Below are 17,699 nucleotides of genomic sequence, written 5' to 3'. Positions count from 1 at the left end.
CACCAAAAACCCGGAGCTGAAAAAGAAAATAGATGACAGTATTCATCAGGACCGCTGGAACAACGACTGGCCGAAATTGAAAAAAGTCACCGAAGATTTTGAAGCGCGTCAGGCGATGTTTATGAAATTGTTTGAAGCCTTTGCGGATAACCCGGACCTCAGTTATCAAGTCGGCGGGCTGCAAAATTACTTTCACTACTTCTTTTCACTGCAAGATGAAAAGGAGACGCTGGAAGAAGAGGATGCGCTGGAGTTCCGGTTTTTCAGTGAAATCCTCTCCGGCCTGCTCGGCAACCTGCAATCATCCTTGCCCGGCCAGCAGGTTTTAGCGAAGCTTGCAGCCAAAGAGTCAGACGGCAACGGGGATGGCAACTTCTGGCGCACCATTACCACCGGGGTTGTCACCGTACTAAATAACGACAAAGTAAAATCACCGATGCTTAAGGGCCCGTTTATCAGTGGAGTCGATAATATTCTGTTAGGTATGGGGACTTTTTTAGCAACTGTTTGTGCCTATACCCATCAGGCAATTCATCAGGGTTCAAGTTATGTCCGCCAGCTTCCCCAGAAAGCGATTGACCAGATAACCCAACAACTGGTTCCGGCCCTGTTATCCACGCTGGGGGTGGTGATTGAACCGGATGGCAGAGTGGCACTCAGTGAACAGAGCTATCAGGAAGTGCTGAAACGGCTGGAATCGAAAACGAATCGCAACCGACCTGACCCGGCAATGCGTCAACAAGCTATCGGGGAACGGGTGATTAACTGGAGTAAACGCCTGGGATCACTCGGCAATAAACCGGTGATAACTCTGCCCGAAGTTAAGGCCAGTGTGGACTCGCCGGTTCAGCTTTTTACCTTAGAAGGGGCTAATAAAACCTCTATTGGTTTACTGTTTGATTCTTCATTGACCGGTGTCAGCCTGTTTCTCAATGCCTTCACCCTGGTGGACGTGGTTATGCAGACAGAATATGCCCGCAACAACCCTTTACAGCCCGGGTCTTCCTATATAAATCTGCTGCGCTTTAGTACCGCGGTAATTGGTATGAGTGCTGATTTGACTTCTCTCGGTTCAACGCTGGCTAGCAAAGTAAATTCTCCCATAGTGAAAGCGCTGATGAATGGGACAAAAGTGCCTGCTATCAATATCGCAATGGTCAGTCAGTTCTCCCGTATTGCCGGCAGTGTGGCGGGATATTTAAGCGCGATTATCTCCTTCTATGATGCCAGTAACGCCTTTAAAGTAGGTAATAGCGTGGAAGGTTATAGCCAAGTCGCTATAGGGACAGGTTCTACCATCTTAACAACAGCAGTCGTGATCGGAGCTGCGGTAGGCACCTTTCTGACGGCAGGAGTACTCACCGCAATAGTCATTGGAGCTGGCTTGCTTATCGGTGGCAGTATCGTACAAGCCAGCAGTGCCTGGTCAGATTTGGAGAAAGTACTGAATAACTGTTTTTGGGGGGCTGGGGAAAAATATGGTTTTTGGAGCACGGACGATCGCCAAACAATTAATGATCAACTTAAAAAAGCCAGAGCAATGAATAAGGATACACAAAATCATTTTCTTATCGAAAACCAAGAGTTCTTAAACCTCTTTATTCAACCACAACTGAAAATACATCAGGGATTTGGTGTCACCACCTATCGTTTCACTTTGCCCGCTTTTCAGATGGGACTTTCAAATATCCGTAGGGTATTTGTGACTTCGCCTAAAATCTCTTACTGGGGAGAAGAAGTAGATTATGTTGAGATTAACCACCGCAAATATACCCTAGATACTTTTCGCAATACTAAATTCAAGGAAGCTCAGGAAAAGGCCAAACTTACCCTAAATGGCGATACTGCAACACTAGAGATCGTATTTCCAGAAACAATAGGCGTTTATCCTCGCAGTAGCGAATTGTACTGGTACTATGAACAATCAGAAAATATTATCGCTCCTCTGCGTTATTTATGGGGAGAAGAACCCACATTAGAGAATACCATCAAGGGTAGTTTTGACGGAGAGCGTACTATATGAAACAACGACTCAAAGATATACTTAAAAAATGGTTTCCCACTATTCATCCATTGCCAACCAAACGACTGGTCCGTTGGGAAAAAGAAATTCTGGCAGTACCGCCAGATATTAAGGATGAAGAAACCATTAAACATGTAGAAATATTGGACTACCTTGATAATAAAGAATGTCATATTCGCAATACCCAGCGCCGCGCTCGGAGTATTGCCTTGATCCCAGTCACACTGGGGATTATTAGCAGTCTGGTCTTAAACGTTAACGATTTTATTGAAACATGGCGGGCAGCAGAAAAGAATCTGCTTTGGTCTGTTAACGATGCAAAAAAAGATTATGGTGAGAAATTTTATTTGGATCCTGCTCTACCGGATTTTCTTAAAAAGTATGAATATATTGCTTATGATAAAGAAATTTCCCTAAGAAAATACCTATATTATCGCTATAACCATTATGAATATAGCAATAATATTTTAATAACTGATATGGCATTTTTATTGCTTTACCTACTGATTATTCCTCCTTTTGTCTGGGCCATCTTTTTCTTACGCCGTCAGGCACCATTAATTATCGACCGTGAACGGCAGATTTTTTACACCTGGTATAAAGGCAAAGCTTATGCCGCTCGTTATCCACAAGTAGGCATGGCAGAAAAAACTAATATTATGTTCCTCAAAGTCTACGGCCTGGACGAGAACAATCAACTTATCGGGCGTGGTTTTATCCCTAACGTCAGCAGTTATTCTTTTGCTTTTTTAAGCAGTGGTAATGATAAAGGGTTAGCCGTGGCCTTTATGGTGAAATTCTTATTAAACGGCAAAGAGGCGGTCAGTAAAGTGGATTATAAACGTCGTGAGCCACTTATTTGGTGGAGTAAAGATAAAAGACCCGCTGATTTAGAGGCACAAATTCCGTTGATTCTGGCAGAATTGGATCGCCTAGGTCCCCCTGATGAAGATCTTTCCGAATGAAGCAACGATTAAGAAATTTACTTAAAAAATGGTTTCCCACTATTCATCCTTTGCCAGCCCAACGGCTGGCACGCTGGGAAAAAGAACTTCTGGCAGCACCACCAGATATTAAGGATGAGGAAACAATTAAACATGTAGAAATATTGGACTACCTTGATGATAAGGAGTGTCATATCCGCAATCCTCAACGCCGTTTTAGGAGTATTAATCTAATCCCTGTTACATTAGGGATTATTAGTAGTCTTATTCTGAATATTAACGGATTTATCGAAGACCGTAAAAACGATGAAGCAGGGATCCATCGGTGGGTCAACTTAGTCAAAGAAGAATATGGTGACAAATTTTACCTACGCGATGACTTACCCGATTATATGGAAAATGCTCGCTATATTGGTAATGATAAAGAAATTTCACTGAGAAAATATTTACATTACCGTTATAATTATTATCGGCATAGCGACTCTTTTTTGAAAATTGATATAGGCTTCCTACTACTCTATCTACTGGTTATTCCACCCTTTGTATATTGTATATTTTTTTGGCAGAGTCAGGCGCCATTAATTATTGACCGTGAACGACAGGTTTTCTACACCTGGTATAAAGGTAAAGCCTATGCTGCCCGTTATCCACAATTAGGTATGCTGGAAAAAACCAATATTCTGTATCTCAAAGTCTACGGACTGGATGAAAATAATAACCTTATAGAACGTGTCTTTATCCCTAATGTCAGCAGTTATACTTTTGCTTTCTTAAGTAGTGGCAATGATAAAGCTCTGGCGGTCGCTTTTATGGTGAAATTCTTATTAAATGGTAAAGAGGCAGTCAGTAAAGTAGATTATAAACGTCGTGAGCCGCTTATCTGGTGGAGTAAAGATAAAAGACCCGCTGATTTAGAGGCACAAATTCCGTTGATTTTGGCAGAATTGGATCGCTTGGGTCCCCCTGATGAAGATCTTTCTGAATGAAACAACGATTGAAACACTTACTCAAAAAATGGTTTCCCACTATTCATTCACTGCCAGCCAAACGGCTGGCCCGTTGGGAAAAAGAAATTCTGGCAGTACCGCCAGATATTAAGGATGCAGAAACCATTAAGCACGTGGAGATATTGGACTACCTTGATAATAAAGAATGTCATATTCGCAATACCCAACGCCGCGCTCGGAGTATTGCCTTGATCCCGGTCACACTGGGGATTATTAGCAGTCTGGTCTTAAACGTTAACGATTTTATTGAAACATGGTGGGCAGCAGAAAAGAATCTGCTTTGGTCTGTTAACGATGCAAAAAAAGATTATGGTGAGAAATTTTATTTGGATCCTGCTCTACCGGATTTTCTTAAAAAGTATGAATATATTGCTTATGATAAAGAAATTTCCCTAAGAAAATACCTATATTATCGCTATAACCATTATGAATATAGCAATAATATTTTAATAACTGATATGGCATTTTTATTGCTTTACCTACTGATTATTCCTCCTTTTGTCTGGGCCATCTTTTTCTTACGCCGTCAGGCACCATTAATTATCGATCGCGAACGGCAGATCTTTTACACTTGGTATAAAGGAAAAGCCTATGCTGCCCGCTATCCACAAGTAGGCATGGGGGAAAAAACTAATATTTTTTATCTCAAAGTTTATGGCCTGGATGAGAACAATCAACTTATCGGGCGTGGTTTTATCCCTAACGTCAGCAGTTACTCTTTTGCTTTCTTAAGCAGTGGTAATGATAAAGGTTTGGCGCTGGCTTTTATTGTGAAATTCTTATTAAATGGTAAAGAGGCAGTCAGTAAAGTGGATTATAAACGCCGTGAGCCGCTTATTTGGTGGAGTAAAGATAAAAGACCCGCCGACTTAGAAGCTCAAATTCCGTTGATTCTGGCAGAATTGGATCGCTTAGGTCCCCCTGATGAAGATCTTTCCGAATGAAGCAACGATTAAAACATTTAATCAAAAAATGGTTTCCCACTATTCATCCAATGCCAGCCAAACGGCTGGCCTATTGGGAAAAAGAGGTTCTGGCAGCACCACCAGATATTAAGGATGAAGAAACCATTAAGCATGTAGAAATATTGGATCGCCTTAATGATAAGGAATGTCACATTCGCAATCCACAACGCCGTTTTAGGAGTATTACTCTAATTCCTGTTACACTAGGACTAATTACCAGTCTAGTGTTAACTGTGAATGATTTTATAAAAGAACGAAAGGATACTGAATCAGATATTCATTCCTGGGTAGAGCTAGTAAAAGAAAAATATGGAGAAAAGTTTTATCTGCGTAACGATTTACCAGACTATATGGAAAATGCCCGTTATATTGGTAATGATAAAGAAATATCACTAAGAAAGTATTTATATTATCGTTATACTTTTTACCCAAGCAGTACTCGATTGCTCATAATTGATATAAGTTTCCTGCTACTCTATCTACTGATTATTCCCCCATTTGTATATTGTATATTTTTTTTGGCAGAGCCAAGCGCCATTAATTATCGACCGTGAACGACAGATTTTCTACACCTGGTATAAAGGTAAAGCTTATGCCGCCCGTTATCCACAATTAGGTATGATGGAAAAAACTAATATTTTGTATCTCAAAGTTTATGGATTGAATGAAAATAACAACCTTATCGAACGTGTCTTTATCCCTAACGTCAGCAGTTATACTTTTGCTTTTTTAAGCAGTGGCAATGATAAAGGTCTGGCATTGGCTTTTATGGTGGAATTCTTATTAAACGGCAAAGAGGCAGTCAGTAAGGTGGACTACAAACGCCGTGAGCCGCTTATTTGGTGGAGTAAAGATAAAAGACCCGCCGATTTAGACGCTCAAATTCCGTTGATTCTGGCCGAATTGGATCGCTTAGGTCCCCCTGATGAAGATCTTTCCGAATGAAGCAACGATTAAAAAACTTACTCAAAAAATGGTTTCCTACTATTCATCCATTGCCAGCCCAACGGCTGGTCCGTTGGGAAAAAGAAATTCTGACAGTACCGCCAGATATTAAGGATGAAGAAACCATTAAACATGTAGAAACATTGGACTACATTGATAATAAAGAATGTCATATTCGCAATACCCAACGCCGCGCTCGGAGTATTACCTTAATCCCAGTTACATTAGGAATTCTTAGTAGTCTTATTCTAAATATTAATGAATTTATCAAAGAACGGAAAATTGATGAAAAAGCTATTCATCGATGGGTTGGCTACGCAAAAAAAGACTATGGCGAAAAATTTTATCTACGGAATGATCTACCTGCTGATATGGAAGATGTCCGTTATATTGGTAATGATCAAGAAATTTCGCTAAAAAAATATTTATATTATCGTTATACCTTTTACCCAAGTAGCACTCGACTTCTCATTATTGATATAAGCTTCCTATTGCTTTATCTGCTGATTATTCCACCTTTTGTATGGGCTATATTTTTCTTACGCCGTCAGGCACCATTAATTATCGATCGTGAACAACAGATCTTTTACACTTGGTATAAAGGAAAAGCCTATGCTGCCCGCTATCCACAAGTAGGCATGGGGGAAAAAACTAATATTTTTTATCTCAAAGTGTATGGCCTAGACGAAAATAATAACCTTGTCGGGCGTGGTTTTATCCCTAACGTCAGCAGTTATTCTTTTGCTTTTTTAAGTAGTGGTAATGATAAAGCTCTGGCAGTCGCCTTTATGGTGAAATTCTTATTAAACGGCAAAGAAGCGGTCAGTAAAGTGGACTATAAACGCCGTGAGCCGCTTATCTGGTGGAGTAAAGATAAAAGACCCACTGATTTAGAGGTACAAATTCCGTTGATTTTGGCCGAATTGGATCGTTTAGGTCCCTCTGATGAAGATCTTTCCGAATGAAAGCTAGCGTTAAAAAGTCATTTCCTACTATTCATCTTACACCAGCCAAATGGTTGGCATGCTGGAGAAAAGAAATTCTGACTGTATCGCTGGATATCAGGAATGAAGAAATCATTAAACATGTGAAAATACTGTATTGCCTGAATGATTTCTTTCTATCCGCATTTACAATTTATTCACAAGCATAATTTGTAATAACAACGCTTATTGAGGCGAACAGTAAAAATCCTTATTTTCCGCTTTTTCCATCATATAGGGGTAAAATTGCCAGAATAGTGCTTCAAAGTCAGCGTAATGTTGTTCTATATCCTGAAATGATCCAGATAAAGCCGATAATCTGGGATGCCTTCGGGCCATGCCTGTTAATACATCTGCGATAAATGCAAGATCTGCATAGCGGATTAGCCAGTTTTGCGGCCATAAAAATTCATTCAGCTCCTGAAATTTTTCAGGAGTGTAATAAAGATGAGGTTCAATTTGGTTGCGGGCATGGTGAATAAATGCCGGTAATGAGTAAGTGGGAACTAATTTATCCCAATACAAGGAGAGGAAGTGATCCCAGATAATATCCAAAGTGATCGGCGCAACCCGTCGATATGGAGCACTGAACAAGTGACGAGCTTGAATAACCAATGGATGGGTATCTGTTAATACGTCAACCCGCCGATGCATACGAATACCGGCAACCACATCAGCGCTGTATTGCCCCTCTGGATTACCGCGCACAAAATCTGCCATCAGATTCCCTAACAGGGAACTGTCAGCCAGAGTAGCTAAGTGAAGGTGAGCGAGAAAATTCATTCGGTGATTGTAATATAAATCCGCGAAGTTATGTGCTTATTTGTTGCACCCTCAGAGCTGCGGCACTAGACTAGTCCGCCTGTTTTTCTGAATGATTAAATATAATGCGTGTCTCCGATTTTACTTTTGAACTTCCTGACGAAATGATTGCTCATTACCCTCAACCACAACGCAGTGGCTGTCGTTTGCTCTCGCTTGATGGTGAAACGGGGGCATTAACGCATGGTGTTTTTACGGATGTTCTCGATAAGCTGAATGCCGGAGATTTACTGGTTTTCAATAATACTCGCGTCATACCTGCGCGTATTTTCGGCCGAAAAGCTACGGGCGGTAGGTTGGAAGTGCTGGTTGAACGGGTGTTGGATGATAAGCGGGTACTTGCACATGTGCGTGCTTCCAAAGCGCCAAAAGCGGGAACTGAGCTGTTGTTGGGTGACAATGAAAGTCTTAAAGCAACCATGTTGGCCCGCCATGATAGTCTGTTCGAAATACGTTTTGATGATGAGCGCGATGTGTTGTCTATTTTGGATGATGTCGGTCATATGCCTTTGCCGCCTTATATTAATCGTCCTGATGAAGAGGCAGACCGTGAGTTGTATCAAACTGTATACAGTGAGCGGCCCGGGGCGGTAGCTGCGCCAACCGCCGGTCTGCATTTTGATGAGCCATTGTTGGAAGCGCTGCGTAAAAAGGGCGTGGAGATGGTTTTTGTGACATTGCATGTTGGTGCCGGTACTTTCCAACCAGTGCGGGTAGAGACTATTGAAGACCATATTATGCATGCCGAATATGCAGAAGTGCCACAGGATGTGGTTGATGCTGTGCTGGCGTGTAAGGCGCGAGGTAACAAAGTTGTTGCTGTTGGCACAACCTCAGTGCGATCGCTGGAAAGTGCAGCAAAAGCCTGCCAGGATGGGTTAATTGCGCCATTTTTTAATGACACGCAAATTTTTATCTATCCGGGTTTTGAATATCAAGTTGTGGACGCGTTGATTACTAATTTCCATTTGCCGGAATCGACACTTATCATGTTGGTTTCTGCGTTTGCGGGTTATAAAAATACGATGAATGCTTATAAAGAGGCAGTTGCAGAAAAATATCGTTTCTTTAGTTACGGTGATGCGATGTTTATTCGTCGTAATCCCTTCGCTTGCAAGGAAAAGATTTCTTAATTTAATGTAATAATTATGGCATTGACTGGAATATATTGTTGAAGTTGTTGAAAATAGGATTATGTGAATATCTCAGTTCAACGGTAAATTTCAACTTTGTCTGGTTTTAAACAACAGCATCGGACTGTTTATCTGATGCCTGGAGGTTAAGTGAAATTTGAATTACAAACTACCGATGGTCAAGCCCGTCGTGGTCGTCTGATTTTTGAGCGTGGCGTGGTAGAAACGCCGGCATTTATGCCAGTTGGGACTTATGGCACGGTAAAAGGGATGACACCGGAAGAGGTAAAGGAAACCGGCGCGCAGATCCTGCTTGGCAATACTTTCCATCTGTGGCTACGTCCAGGGCAGGAAATCATGAAACTTCATGGTGATCTGCATGGGTTTATGCAATGGCATGGTCCAATCTTGACGGATTCAGGCGGTTTTCAGGTATTCAGCCTTGGCGCAATGCGTAAAATCAAAGAGGAAGGTGTACATTTCCGTAACCCAATCAATGGTACCCCAGTTTTCCTTAGCCCAGAAAAATCGATGGAAATTCAGTATGATTTGGGCTCTGATATTGTCATGATTTTTGATGAATGTACGCCATATCCTGCTGATTGGGATTATGCGAAACGTTCGATGGAGATGTCCTTACGTTGGGCGGCGCGTAGTCGTAAGCGTTTTGATGAATTACAGAATAAAAACGCGTTGTTTGGTATTATTCAGGGAAGTATTTACGAAGATTTACGTGACATCTCAGTAAAAGGTCTGGTAGAGATTGGTTTTGATGGATACGCTGTAGGTGGTCTGGCGGTAGGCGAGCCTAAAGAGGATATGCACCGTATTCTTGAGCATGTCTGTCCGCAAATCCCGCAAGATAAACCGCGCTATCTGATGGGCGTGGGGAAGCCAGAAGATTTGGTGGAAGGGGTTCGTCGCGGCATTGATATGTTTGATTGTGTGATGCCGACCCGAAATGCCCGTAATGGTCATCTTTTTGTGACCAATGGTGTGATTAAGATCCGTAATGCCAAACATAAAGAGGATACTTCTCCGTTGGATGAGCAGTGTGACTGTTATACTTGTCGGAATTATAGTCGGGCATATTTGCATCATCTCGACCGTTGTAACGAAATTCTCGGTGCAAGGCTGAATACTATCCATAATTTGCGGTATTATCAGCGCCTGATGGCTAAGATTCGTCAAGCTATCGAAGAGGGTAATCTTGAACAGTTTGTTGAAGATTTTTATCAACGGATTGGTAAACCCGTTCCGGCATTAAGTATTTGACTTAAGTGGTGATTGACTGGTTTCGGTGTGTATAGCATATTGCGGCTGGTTTTTGATTACTATTGAATTTGATAACAATGAGGGAAGTTTAATGAGTATTATTTCTGAAGCAGCAGCATCTGCTGGCGCACCGGCTCAGGGAAGCCCATATTCTTTGATCATCATGCTGGTCGTTTTTGGCTTGATCTTCTACTTCATGATCCTGCGTCCACAACAGAAACGTACTAAAGAACATAGAAAGCTGATGGATTCTATTTCTAAAGGTGATGAGGTGATGACCAATGGTGGTTTGATTGGTCGCGTCACTAAAGTTTCTGACACGGGTTATATCGTTGTAGCACTGAATGAGACTACTGAAGTGACCATTAAACGTGATTTCGTCGCTGCCGTTTTACCGAAAGGTACGATGAAAGCTCTATAATTTCTGATTTTCCCGAAGGGAACTGCCGTGCTAAACCGTTATCCTTTGTGGAAGTATCTGATGCTGATCGCTGCGATCCTCATCGGTTTGCTTTATGCACTTCCCAACCTTTATGGTGAGGATCCGGCTGTACAAATCACTGGCGCGCGAGGTGTCGCCGCCAGTGAGCAAACGCTGGTCCAAGTCCATAATGTTTTAGAAAAGAATCAAATCGCGAGTAAATCTATTACGCTGGAAAATGGCGCAATTCTTGCTCGTTTCAATAATTCCGATATTCAACTTCGTGCCCGTGAAGTATTGATGTCCACATTAGGCGATCAGTACGTGGTGGCATTGAACCTGGCGCCAGCAACACCAACTTGGTTAAGTAAGGTTGGCGCCGAACCAATGAAGTTGGGCCTTGATCTGCGAGGTGGGGTGCACTTCCTGATGGAAGTGGATATGGAAACCGCATTAGGTAAACTGCAAGAGCAGAATATTGATGGCCTGCGCACTGATTTGCGTGAAAAAGGTATTCCTTATTCCACTGTCCGTAAAATTGATAATTACGGTGTAGAAATTCGCTTCCGTGATGAAAAAGCGCGTGCTGAGGCGGAAAACTATCTTACAGGCCGTCACCGTGATTTAGTTTTTAGTATTGGAACCAATAACACCCTGAAAGCAGTGATGAGTGATGAACGTCAGCGCGAAGCCCGTTCTTATGCGGTGCAGCAGAACATTACCATTCTGCGTAACCGTGTTAATCAACTGGGTGTGGCTGAGCCTTTGGTTCAGCGTCAGGGCGCTGACCGTATCGTGGTTGAATTACCGGGTATTCAGGATACGGCTCGTGCAAAAGAGATTCTTGGCGCGACAGCAACATTGGAATTTCGTCTGGTCAATACCAGTATTGATTCTACCGCGGCTGCATCAGGTCGTGTGCCAGGTGATTCTGAGGTGAAAGATACCCGTGATGGTAATCCGGTTGTGCTATACAAGCGTGTTATTCTGACCGGTGATCACATTACAGATTCAATCTCGGATGCCGATGAATATGGTAATCCACAGGTGAGTATTTCACTGGACAGTGCCGGTGGCACAGCGATGTCTAATTTCACCAAAGACAATGTTGGTAAGCCAATGGCAACACTGTTTGTGGAATATAAAGACAGCGGTAAGAAAGATGCTAACGGTCGGGCGGTGTTAGTTAAACATGAAGAAGTGATTAACATTGCTAATATTCAGACTCGTCTGGGGAACAATTTCCGTATCACGGGCCTTTCCAATGCAACCGAAGCGCGTCAGTTATCCTTATTGTTGCGTGCGGGAGCTTTGATTGCGCCGATTCAGATTGTGGAAGAGCGTACCATTGGACCAACCCTTGGTCTGCAAAATATTGAACAAGGTTTAGAAGCTTGTCTGTGGGGCTTAATTGCATCAATTCTGTTTATGGTGATTTACTATCGTAAATTTGGCGTGATTGCGAGCAGTGCGTTGTTGGCTAACTTGGTGTTGATTGTCGGTATCATGTCTCTGCTGCCAGGGGCGACGTTAACCATGCCGGGGATCGCGGGTATTGTGCTAACGCTGGCGGTGGCGGTTGATGCTAACGTGCTGATTAACGAACGTATCAAAGAAGAATTGCGTAATGGCCGGACAGTGCAACAAGCGATACATGAAGGTTATAAAGGGGCTTTCTCCAGTATTATTGACGCTAACCTGACTACGTTGATTACTGCGGTCATTCTTTATGCTGTTGGTACCGGGTCAATTAAAGGCTTTGCGATAACAACGTCAATTGGTGTCGCGACTTCTATGTTCACCGCTATTGTAGGTACTCGAGGGATCGTCAACCTGCTATACGGCGGTAAGCGTATTAAGAAGCTGTCAATTTAAGGAGCACGTTGTGGCACAGGATTATACTGTTGAACAATTGAACTATGGTCGCAGAGTCTATGACTTTATGCGCTGGGACAACGTTGCTTTCGGAATTTCGTTGCTGCTGTTGGTAGCTTCTGTTTTTGTGATGGCAACCCGCGGATTTAACTGGGGACTCGATTTTACCGGTGGTACGGTAATCGAAATCAAACTCAGTCAATCTGCTGATCTGGATAAGATGCGTGATAGCCTGGCAAAAGCGGGTTTTGAAGATCCGCTGTTGCAAAATTTCGGTAGTAGCCGTGATGTCATGGTGCGTATGCCACCGGTTACGGGAGCGGCTAATGAGGAACTGGGTAAAAAGGTTATTAAGGTCGTTAATGACACCATTGATAAAGATGCGAGTGTCAATCGTATTGAAATTGTTGGTCCGAGTGTCGGTGCTGAGCTCGCCCAAGATGGTGCAATGGCGTTACTGGCGGCGCTTGTCTGTATCTTGATTTATGTTGGGTTCCGTTTTGAATGGCGTTTAGCATTGGGTGCGGTTCTTGCCCTTGCCCATGACGTCATCATCACATTAGGGGTTCTATCACTGTTTCATATCGAGATTGACCTGACCATTGTGGCATCGCTGATGTCGGTTATCGGTTACTCATTGAATGACAGTATCGTGGTTTCTGACCGTATCCGTGAGAATTTCCGTAAGATCCGTCGTGGTACGTCGTATGAAATTATGAACGTCTCTCTGACGCAAACATTGAGCCGTACAATCATGACGTCCGCGACTACCTTACTGGTGGTGCTGATGTTGTATATTTTCGGTGGCGCGATGTTGAAGGGTTTCTCACTAGCGATGTTAATCGGTGTTTCTATCGGTACGGTATCTTCTATCTATGTTGCTTCCGCTTTAGCGTTGAAACTGGGTATGAAGCGTGAACACATGATCCAGCAAAAAGTTGAAAAAGAAGGGGCTGATCAGCCATCTTTGTTACCTTAATTATTCTGCCTTGATGCTGTTCAAACACCCTGTGAGTATCCGGCTGACAGGGTGTTTTTTATTCAGATTAAGGATAAACTGTAAATTTAGTTTGGATTAACCATCAGGAAACGATATGCATTGCCCATTTTGTGCTGCTGTTGATACCAAAGTGATTGACTCTCGTTTAGTTGGGGATGGCTCGCAGGTGCGCCGACGGCGCCAGTGTCTTGAGTGTCATGAGCGATTCACCACTTTTGAAATGGCTGAGTTGGTTATGCCTAGAGTAATAAAAAGTGACGATATCCGAGAGCCGTTCGATGAAGAAAAATTGCGCCGCGGTATGCAAAAAGCACTGGAGAAGCGCCCGGTTAGTTCTGATGATGTAGAGATGGCGATTAGCTATATTAAATCTCAGTTACGTGCTACCGGTGAACGGGAAGTTCCATCCAAAATGATTGGTAATCTGGTCATGGATGAATTGAAGAAATTGGATAAAGTTGCTTATATCCGTTTTGCTTCTGTTTATCGCAGCTTTGAAGATATTCGTGAATTTGGCGAAGAGATTGCTAAATTACAAGGTTGAGCCAGTGAATAACGATAAAAAATATATGGCGCGTGCTTTGGAATTAGCGCGTCAAGGGCGCTTTACCACGTCACCTAATCCCAACGTAGGTTGTGTGATTGTGCGTGATGGGCAGATTATTGGGGAAGGTTTTCATTTACGTTCTGGCGAGCCACATGCGGAGGTTCATGCCTTACGGATGGCCGGGGATAAAGCTAAAGGCGCAACTGTTTATGTCACGCTTGAGCCGTGCAGTCATCACGGTAAAACACCGCCTTGTGCCGATGCGTTGATTGCGGCTGGCGTTAGCCGTGTGGTCGCGGCGATGCAGGACCCTAATCCACAGGTAGCAGGAAGGGGACTTTATAAGCTGCAACAGGCTGGTATTGCAGTAGAGCATGGTCTGATGATGGAAGAAGCTGAATCTCTCAACCGGGGATTTTTGAAACGGATGCGTACCGGATTCCCGTATGTTCAGTTGAAGATGGCTTCTTCTCTTGACGGGCGAACTGCATTAGCTTCTGGTGAAAGTAAATGGATTACATCATCTCAAGCTCGCGATGATGTACAAAAATTCCGTGCTCAATGTAGCGCGATTCTGAGTTCCAGTAGTACAGTTCTGGCTGATGATCCTCACTTGACGGTTCGTTGGAGTGAATTGGATGCGGAAACTCAGGCGGCTTATCCCGAGGAAAATCTTTGTCAACCGGTACGTGTTATTGTTGACAGTCAGAATCGTGTTGGTCCTCAGCATCAGGTGATACAACAGCCCGGTTATTGTTGGCTGGCTCGCACTAAAGCAGATGAACATGACTTATCTGAAAATGTAGAACAGATACTGTTGCCTGCTCATGGTGTTGGGGTAGATTTAGTGTCATTGATGATGCAGTTGGGGAGGCGCCAGATCAATACGGTCTGGACTGAGTGCGGGGCGTTGTTGGCGGGGGCGTTGCTAACGTTAGGATTGGTGGATGAACTGGTTCTTTATGTTGCGCCAAAAGTGCTAGGTGATACGGCTTGTGGTTTGTTTGCTATTCCTGAACTCAAAAATCTGGCAGCGGCGCCGGAATTTGACATTTTTGATATACAGCAAGTTGGCCCTGATCTTCGTTTGCGTTTGCGGCCGGTATACTGACTGAATATATGAGTGTGGATTAATTTGCCTGTTTTTATGCTCCGTTGCTAAATCGGCAGGCGCGGCTAACGAAAGAATATGATAGAATCCGCCCCCCTGCGGATATGAACAGATAGAAGGAAGGCTATGAACGTAATCAAAGGTGTTGTTGCAGCTCCACAAGCTCGTGTGGCGATTGCCATTGCACGTTTCAACAACTTCATTAATGACAGTCTGTTAGGAGGCGCGGTAGATGCGCTTGAGCGTATCGGTCAGGTTGCCTCAGAGAATATCACTGTTGTCTGGGTTCCTGGTGCTTACGAGTTACCATTGACAGTGAAGACATTGGTCGAAACCCGAAAATATGATGCCGTTGTCGCGCTAGGTACAGTTATCCGCGGTGGTACCGCTCATTTTGAATACGTTGCTGGTGAATGCAGTTCTGGTCTGTCCAATGTGGCGATGTCCAGTGAAATTCCAGTGGCATTTGGTGTTCTGACTACAGAAAGCATTGAACAGGCGATTGAGCGCGCTGGAACCAAAGCGGGTAATAAAGGCGCAGAAGCTGCATTAACCGCGCTGGAAATGGTCAATGTAATTAATGCCATTAAAGGCTGATTTTAGTTTTAATTAAGGGGAATCTTGTGAAACCTGCTGCTCGTCGTCGTGCTCGTGAGTGCGCTGTTCAGGCTATATATTCATGGCAATTATCTGGCAATAGCGTTGCTGATGTTGAATTACAGTTTCTGTCGGAGCAGGACGTCACTGGTGTTGACGTAACCTATTTTCGTGAATTGCTGTCAGGAGTAGCTGTGAATGCAGTTAAGCTGGATGCTTTGATGGCTCCTTATCTTTCCCGTCAGCTCGAAGAGTTAGGTCAGGTAGAAAAAGCCATTTTGCGTGTTGCTATGTTTGAACTAAGTTATCGTGATGATGTCCCTTATAAAGTGGCTATTAACGAAGCTATCGAATTGGCAAAAGTCTTCGGTGCTGAAGATAGTCACAAATTCGTGAACGGAGTACTGGATAAATCTGGTCCAGCAGTACGCAGAAAAAGATAAGCTACTGCTTGTCGGGTTTTTCCCACCGTAGACGATGATTTGTAAGGCCGGGATACCGGCCTTATGTTCATGATCATCAGTAATTTTTTGGGATTTTATTATGGCATGTGGCGAATTTGACCTCATTGCACGTTATTTTGATCGCCAGGAGACTAACCGGCGTGATGTAAATTTAGGTATTGGTGATGACTGCGCACTGATGACACTGGCCGATAAACAACAATTGGCGGTTAGTACGGATACCTTAGTTTCAGGCGTTCATTTTTTACCTGATATCTCCCCTGAAGATTTAGCTTACAAATCTCTCGCTGTGAATCTTAGTGATCTGGCCGCAGTCGGTGCTGATCCTGCCTGGCTTTCATTGGCTTTAACATTACCGGAAGTGGATGAATGCTGGCTGAGTAGTTTCAGTGACAGTTTGTTTGAACAATTGCGTTATTACGGTATGCAGCTTATTGGCGGCGACACTACCCGCGGCCCAATGAGTCTGACGTTGACGATTCATGGCTTAGTTCCCGCAAGCAGAGCGTTACGGCGTGCTGGCGCAAAAAATGGCGATTGGATTTATGTGAGTGGATCGTTGGGTGATAGTGCGGCGGGTTTAGCCCTGTTGCAAAACCGTCTACAAATTTCTGATCCGATATCCCACAACTGGTTAGTTCAGCGTCATCTCAGGCCGCAGCCTCGTATTTTACAAGGGCAAGCGCTACGTGGCTTGGCAACATCAGCTATTGATTTGTCTGATGGTTTGATTTCTGATTTGGGTCACATCCTGAAAGCCAGCCGATGTGGAGCCAGAATAAACCTGGATGCGATTCCTTACTCTGATGCGATGAAACAATATGTTGAACCGCAGCAAGCTTTGATGTGGGCTTTGAGTGGTGGTGAGGACTATGAATTATGTTTTACCGTCCCGGAGCGGAATCGTGGTGCGTTGGAAATTGCGTTAGCGCATACCGGTGCTGGTTTTAGCTGTGTTGGACAGATCATGGCGGAATCGGAAGGTATTCGTTACTACAGCAATAATAAAGAGATTAAATTAGATCTAAAAGGGTTCGATCATTTTATTACCGAGGAAGCACATGGATAAGGCAAAGCGTCGCTTACGGATGAGCAATCCCTGGCATCTATTAGCGACAGGTTTTGGTAGTGGGCTGTCGCCGGTCGTGCCGGGGACAATGGGATCGGCAGCGGCTATTCCGTTCTGGTTATTACTGGTTCAGTTCCCGGAATGGATTTGCTGGTTGGTGATTATTGTCGGGATGTTTTTCGGCATAATGATTTGTCAGCGTACTTCTGATGATATGAAGGTTCATGACCACGGCAGTATTGTCTGGGATGAATTTATCGGTATGTGGATCACATTGATGGCAATCCCTGTGATTAACTGGCAGTGGGTTTTGACCGGTTTTATGGTGTTCCGTATTCTCGATATGTGGAAACCGTGGCCAATTCGCTGGTTTGATCGCTATGTTCATGGAGGATTAGGCATCATGTTGGATGATATTATTGCGGGTGTATTTTCTTTCGTGATTGTTTGGTTATTGGCGTTTTATCAGATTTTGACTTTTTGAGGTGTGGTGTATTGATTATCCCTTAGAGAGGGAC

19 protein-coding genes are annotated in these 17,699 nt (G+C 43.6%); 18 read left to right on the top strand and 1 reads right to left on the bottom strand.

Translation table 11 applies throughout. The features are described from left to right. The 7 genes from EAE93_RS11150 to EAE93_RS11120 form a co-directional block, all read left to right on the top strand. The coding region (locus EAE93_RS11150; RefSeq protein ID WP_214039665.1) for a hypothetical protein at positions 1-2,023 on the top strand (2,023 nt) is incomplete at its 5' end. After that, positions 2,020-2,988: a hypothetical protein gene (locus tag EAE93_RS11145; protein ID WP_214039664.1), complete on the top strand. Its 969-nt coding sequence runs from the start codon at positions 2,020-2,022 to the stop codon at positions 2,986-2,988. The genes EAE93_RS11150 and EAE93_RS11145, both read left to right, overlap by 4 nt. Beyond that, the gene (locus tag EAE93_RS11140) at positions 2,985-3,953 is read left to right on the top strand and encodes a hypothetical protein (RefSeq protein WP_214039663.1); all 969 of its coding nucleotides are present in this window, start codon (positions 2,985-2,987) and stop codon (positions 3,951-3,953) included. Before EAE93_RS11145 ends, EAE93_RS11140 begins: the two co-directional genes overlap by 4 nt. Continuing rightward, positions 3,950-4,918: a hypothetical protein gene (locus EAE93_RS11135; RefSeq protein WP_214039662.1), complete on the top strand. Its 969-nt coding sequence runs from the start codon at positions 3,950-3,952 to the stop codon at positions 4,916-4,918. Before EAE93_RS11140 ends, EAE93_RS11135 begins: the two co-directional genes overlap by 4 nt. Then, a complete protein-coding gene (locus EAE93_RS11130) occupies positions 4,915-5,493 on the top strand; it encodes a hypothetical protein (RefSeq protein ID WP_214039661.1) in 579 nt (192 codons plus the stop codon). The genes EAE93_RS11135 and EAE93_RS11130 overlap by 4 nt, the downstream gene beginning before the upstream one ends. After that, a complete protein-coding gene (locus EAE93_RS11125) occupies positions 5,438-5,884 on the top strand; it encodes a hypothetical protein (protein WP_214039660.1) in 447 nt (148 codons plus the stop codon). Before EAE93_RS11130 ends, EAE93_RS11125 begins: the two co-directional genes overlap by 56 nt. Continuing rightward, complete coding sequence (locus tag EAE93_RS11120; protein ID WP_214039659.1) at positions 5,881-6,849, top strand: hypothetical protein; 969 nt, start codon at positions 5,881-5,883, stop codon at positions 6,847-6,849. The genes EAE93_RS11125 and EAE93_RS11120 overlap by 4 nt, the downstream gene beginning before the upstream one ends. Before the next feature lie 204 nt (positions 6,850-7,053). On the opposite strand, the gene EAE93_RS11115 is transcribed toward EAE93_RS11120, so the two are convergent. Continuing rightward, positions 7,054-7,650, bottom strand: a complete 597-nt coding sequence (locus tag EAE93_RS11115) for an acyl carrier protein phosphodiesterase (RefSeq protein WP_036808806.1) — start codon at positions 7,648-7,650, stop codon at positions 7,054-7,056. Positions 7,651-7,754: 104 nt separating this feature from the next. On the opposite strand from EAE93_RS11115, the gene queA reads away from it, so the two are divergent. From queA to pgpA, 11 genes are all read left to right on the top strand, one after another. Then, positions 7,755-8,822, top strand: a complete 1,068-nt coding sequence (gene queA / locus EAE93_RS11110; RefSeq protein WP_214039658.1) for a tRNA preQ1(34) S-adenosylmethionine ribosyltransferase-isomerase QueA — start codon at positions 7,755-7,757, stop codon at positions 8,820-8,822. Positions 8,823-8,972: 150 nt separating this feature from the next. Continuing rightward, the gene (gene tgt / locus EAE93_RS11105) at positions 8,973-10,097 is read left to right on the top strand and encodes a tRNA guanosine(34) transglycosylase Tgt (protein WP_036808812.1); all 1,125 of its coding nucleotides are present in this window, start codon (positions 8,973-8,975) and stop codon (positions 10,095-10,097) included. A 91-nt stretch (positions 10,098-10,188) separates the two neighbouring features. Further along, entirely contained in the window at positions 10,189-10,518 is a 330-nt protein-coding gene (yajC, locus tag EAE93_RS11100) for a preprotein translocase subunit YajC (protein WP_036775066.1), read from the top strand. Between the two features lie 27 nt (positions 10,519-10,545). Further along, the gene (gene secD, locus EAE93_RS11095; RefSeq protein ID WP_071647092.1) at positions 10,546-12,393 is read left to right on the top strand and encodes a protein translocase subunit SecD; all 1,848 of its coding nucleotides are present in this window, start codon (positions 10,546-10,548) and stop codon (positions 12,391-12,393) included. Positions 12,394-12,403: 10 nt separating this feature from the next. Further along, positions 12,404-13,372, top strand: a complete 969-nt coding sequence (gene secF / locus EAE93_RS11090; protein ID WP_036775069.1) for a protein translocase subunit SecF — start codon at positions 12,404-12,406, stop codon at positions 13,370-13,372. 115 nt (positions 13,373-13,487) lie between these two features. Then, positions 13,488-13,937, top strand: coding sequence for a transcriptional regulator NrdR (gene nrdR, locus EAE93_RS11085; protein WP_036775072.1), 450 nt, complete (start codon positions 13,488-13,490; stop codon positions 13,935-13,937). A 4-nt stretch (positions 13,938-13,941) separates the two neighbouring features. Continuing rightward, complete coding sequence (gene ribD / locus EAE93_RS11080) at positions 13,942-15,051, top strand: bifunctional diaminohydroxyphosphoribosylaminopyrimidine deaminase/5-amino-6-(5-phosphoribosylamino)uracil reductase RibD (protein ID WP_181148284.1); 1,110 nt, start codon at positions 13,942-13,944, stop codon at positions 15,049-15,051. A gap of 126 nt (positions 15,052-15,177) precedes the next feature. Then, positions 15,178-15,648, top strand: a complete 471-nt coding sequence (gene ribH, locus EAE93_RS11075; protein ID WP_036808825.1) for a 6,7-dimethyl-8-ribityllumazine synthase — start codon at positions 15,178-15,180, stop codon at positions 15,646-15,648. A gap of 26 nt (positions 15,649-15,674) precedes the next feature. Further along, entirely contained in the window at positions 15,675-16,091 is a 417-nt protein-coding gene (nusB, locus tag EAE93_RS11070; RefSeq protein ID WP_036775075.1) for a transcription antitermination factor NusB, read from the top strand. Between the two features lie 100 nt (positions 16,092-16,191). Then, entirely contained in the window at positions 16,192-17,181 is a 990-nt protein-coding gene (thiL, locus tag EAE93_RS11065; RefSeq protein ID WP_036775077.1) for a thiamine-phosphate kinase, read from the top strand. Then, positions 17,174-17,665 (top strand): phosphatidylglycerophosphatase A, encoded by a 492-nt coding sequence (pgpA, locus tag EAE93_RS11060; RefSeq protein ID WP_214039657.1) that lies wholly within the window; start codon positions 17,174-17,176, stop codon positions 17,663-17,665. The genes thiL and pgpA overlap by 8 nt, the downstream gene beginning before the upstream one ends. The last annotated feature ends 34 nt before the right edge of the window (positions 17,666-17,699 follow it).

The sequence above is a fragment of the Photorhabdus akhurstii genome (assembly GCF_018448925.1).
GTDB classification, from domain to species: domain Bacteria; phylum Pseudomonadota; class Gammaproteobacteria; order Enterobacterales; family Enterobacteriaceae; genus Photorhabdus; species Photorhabdus akhurstii.
The sequence above is the reverse complement of the archived record's forward strand: the minus strand, read 5'-3'. Positions and strand labels throughout refer to the sequence as shown.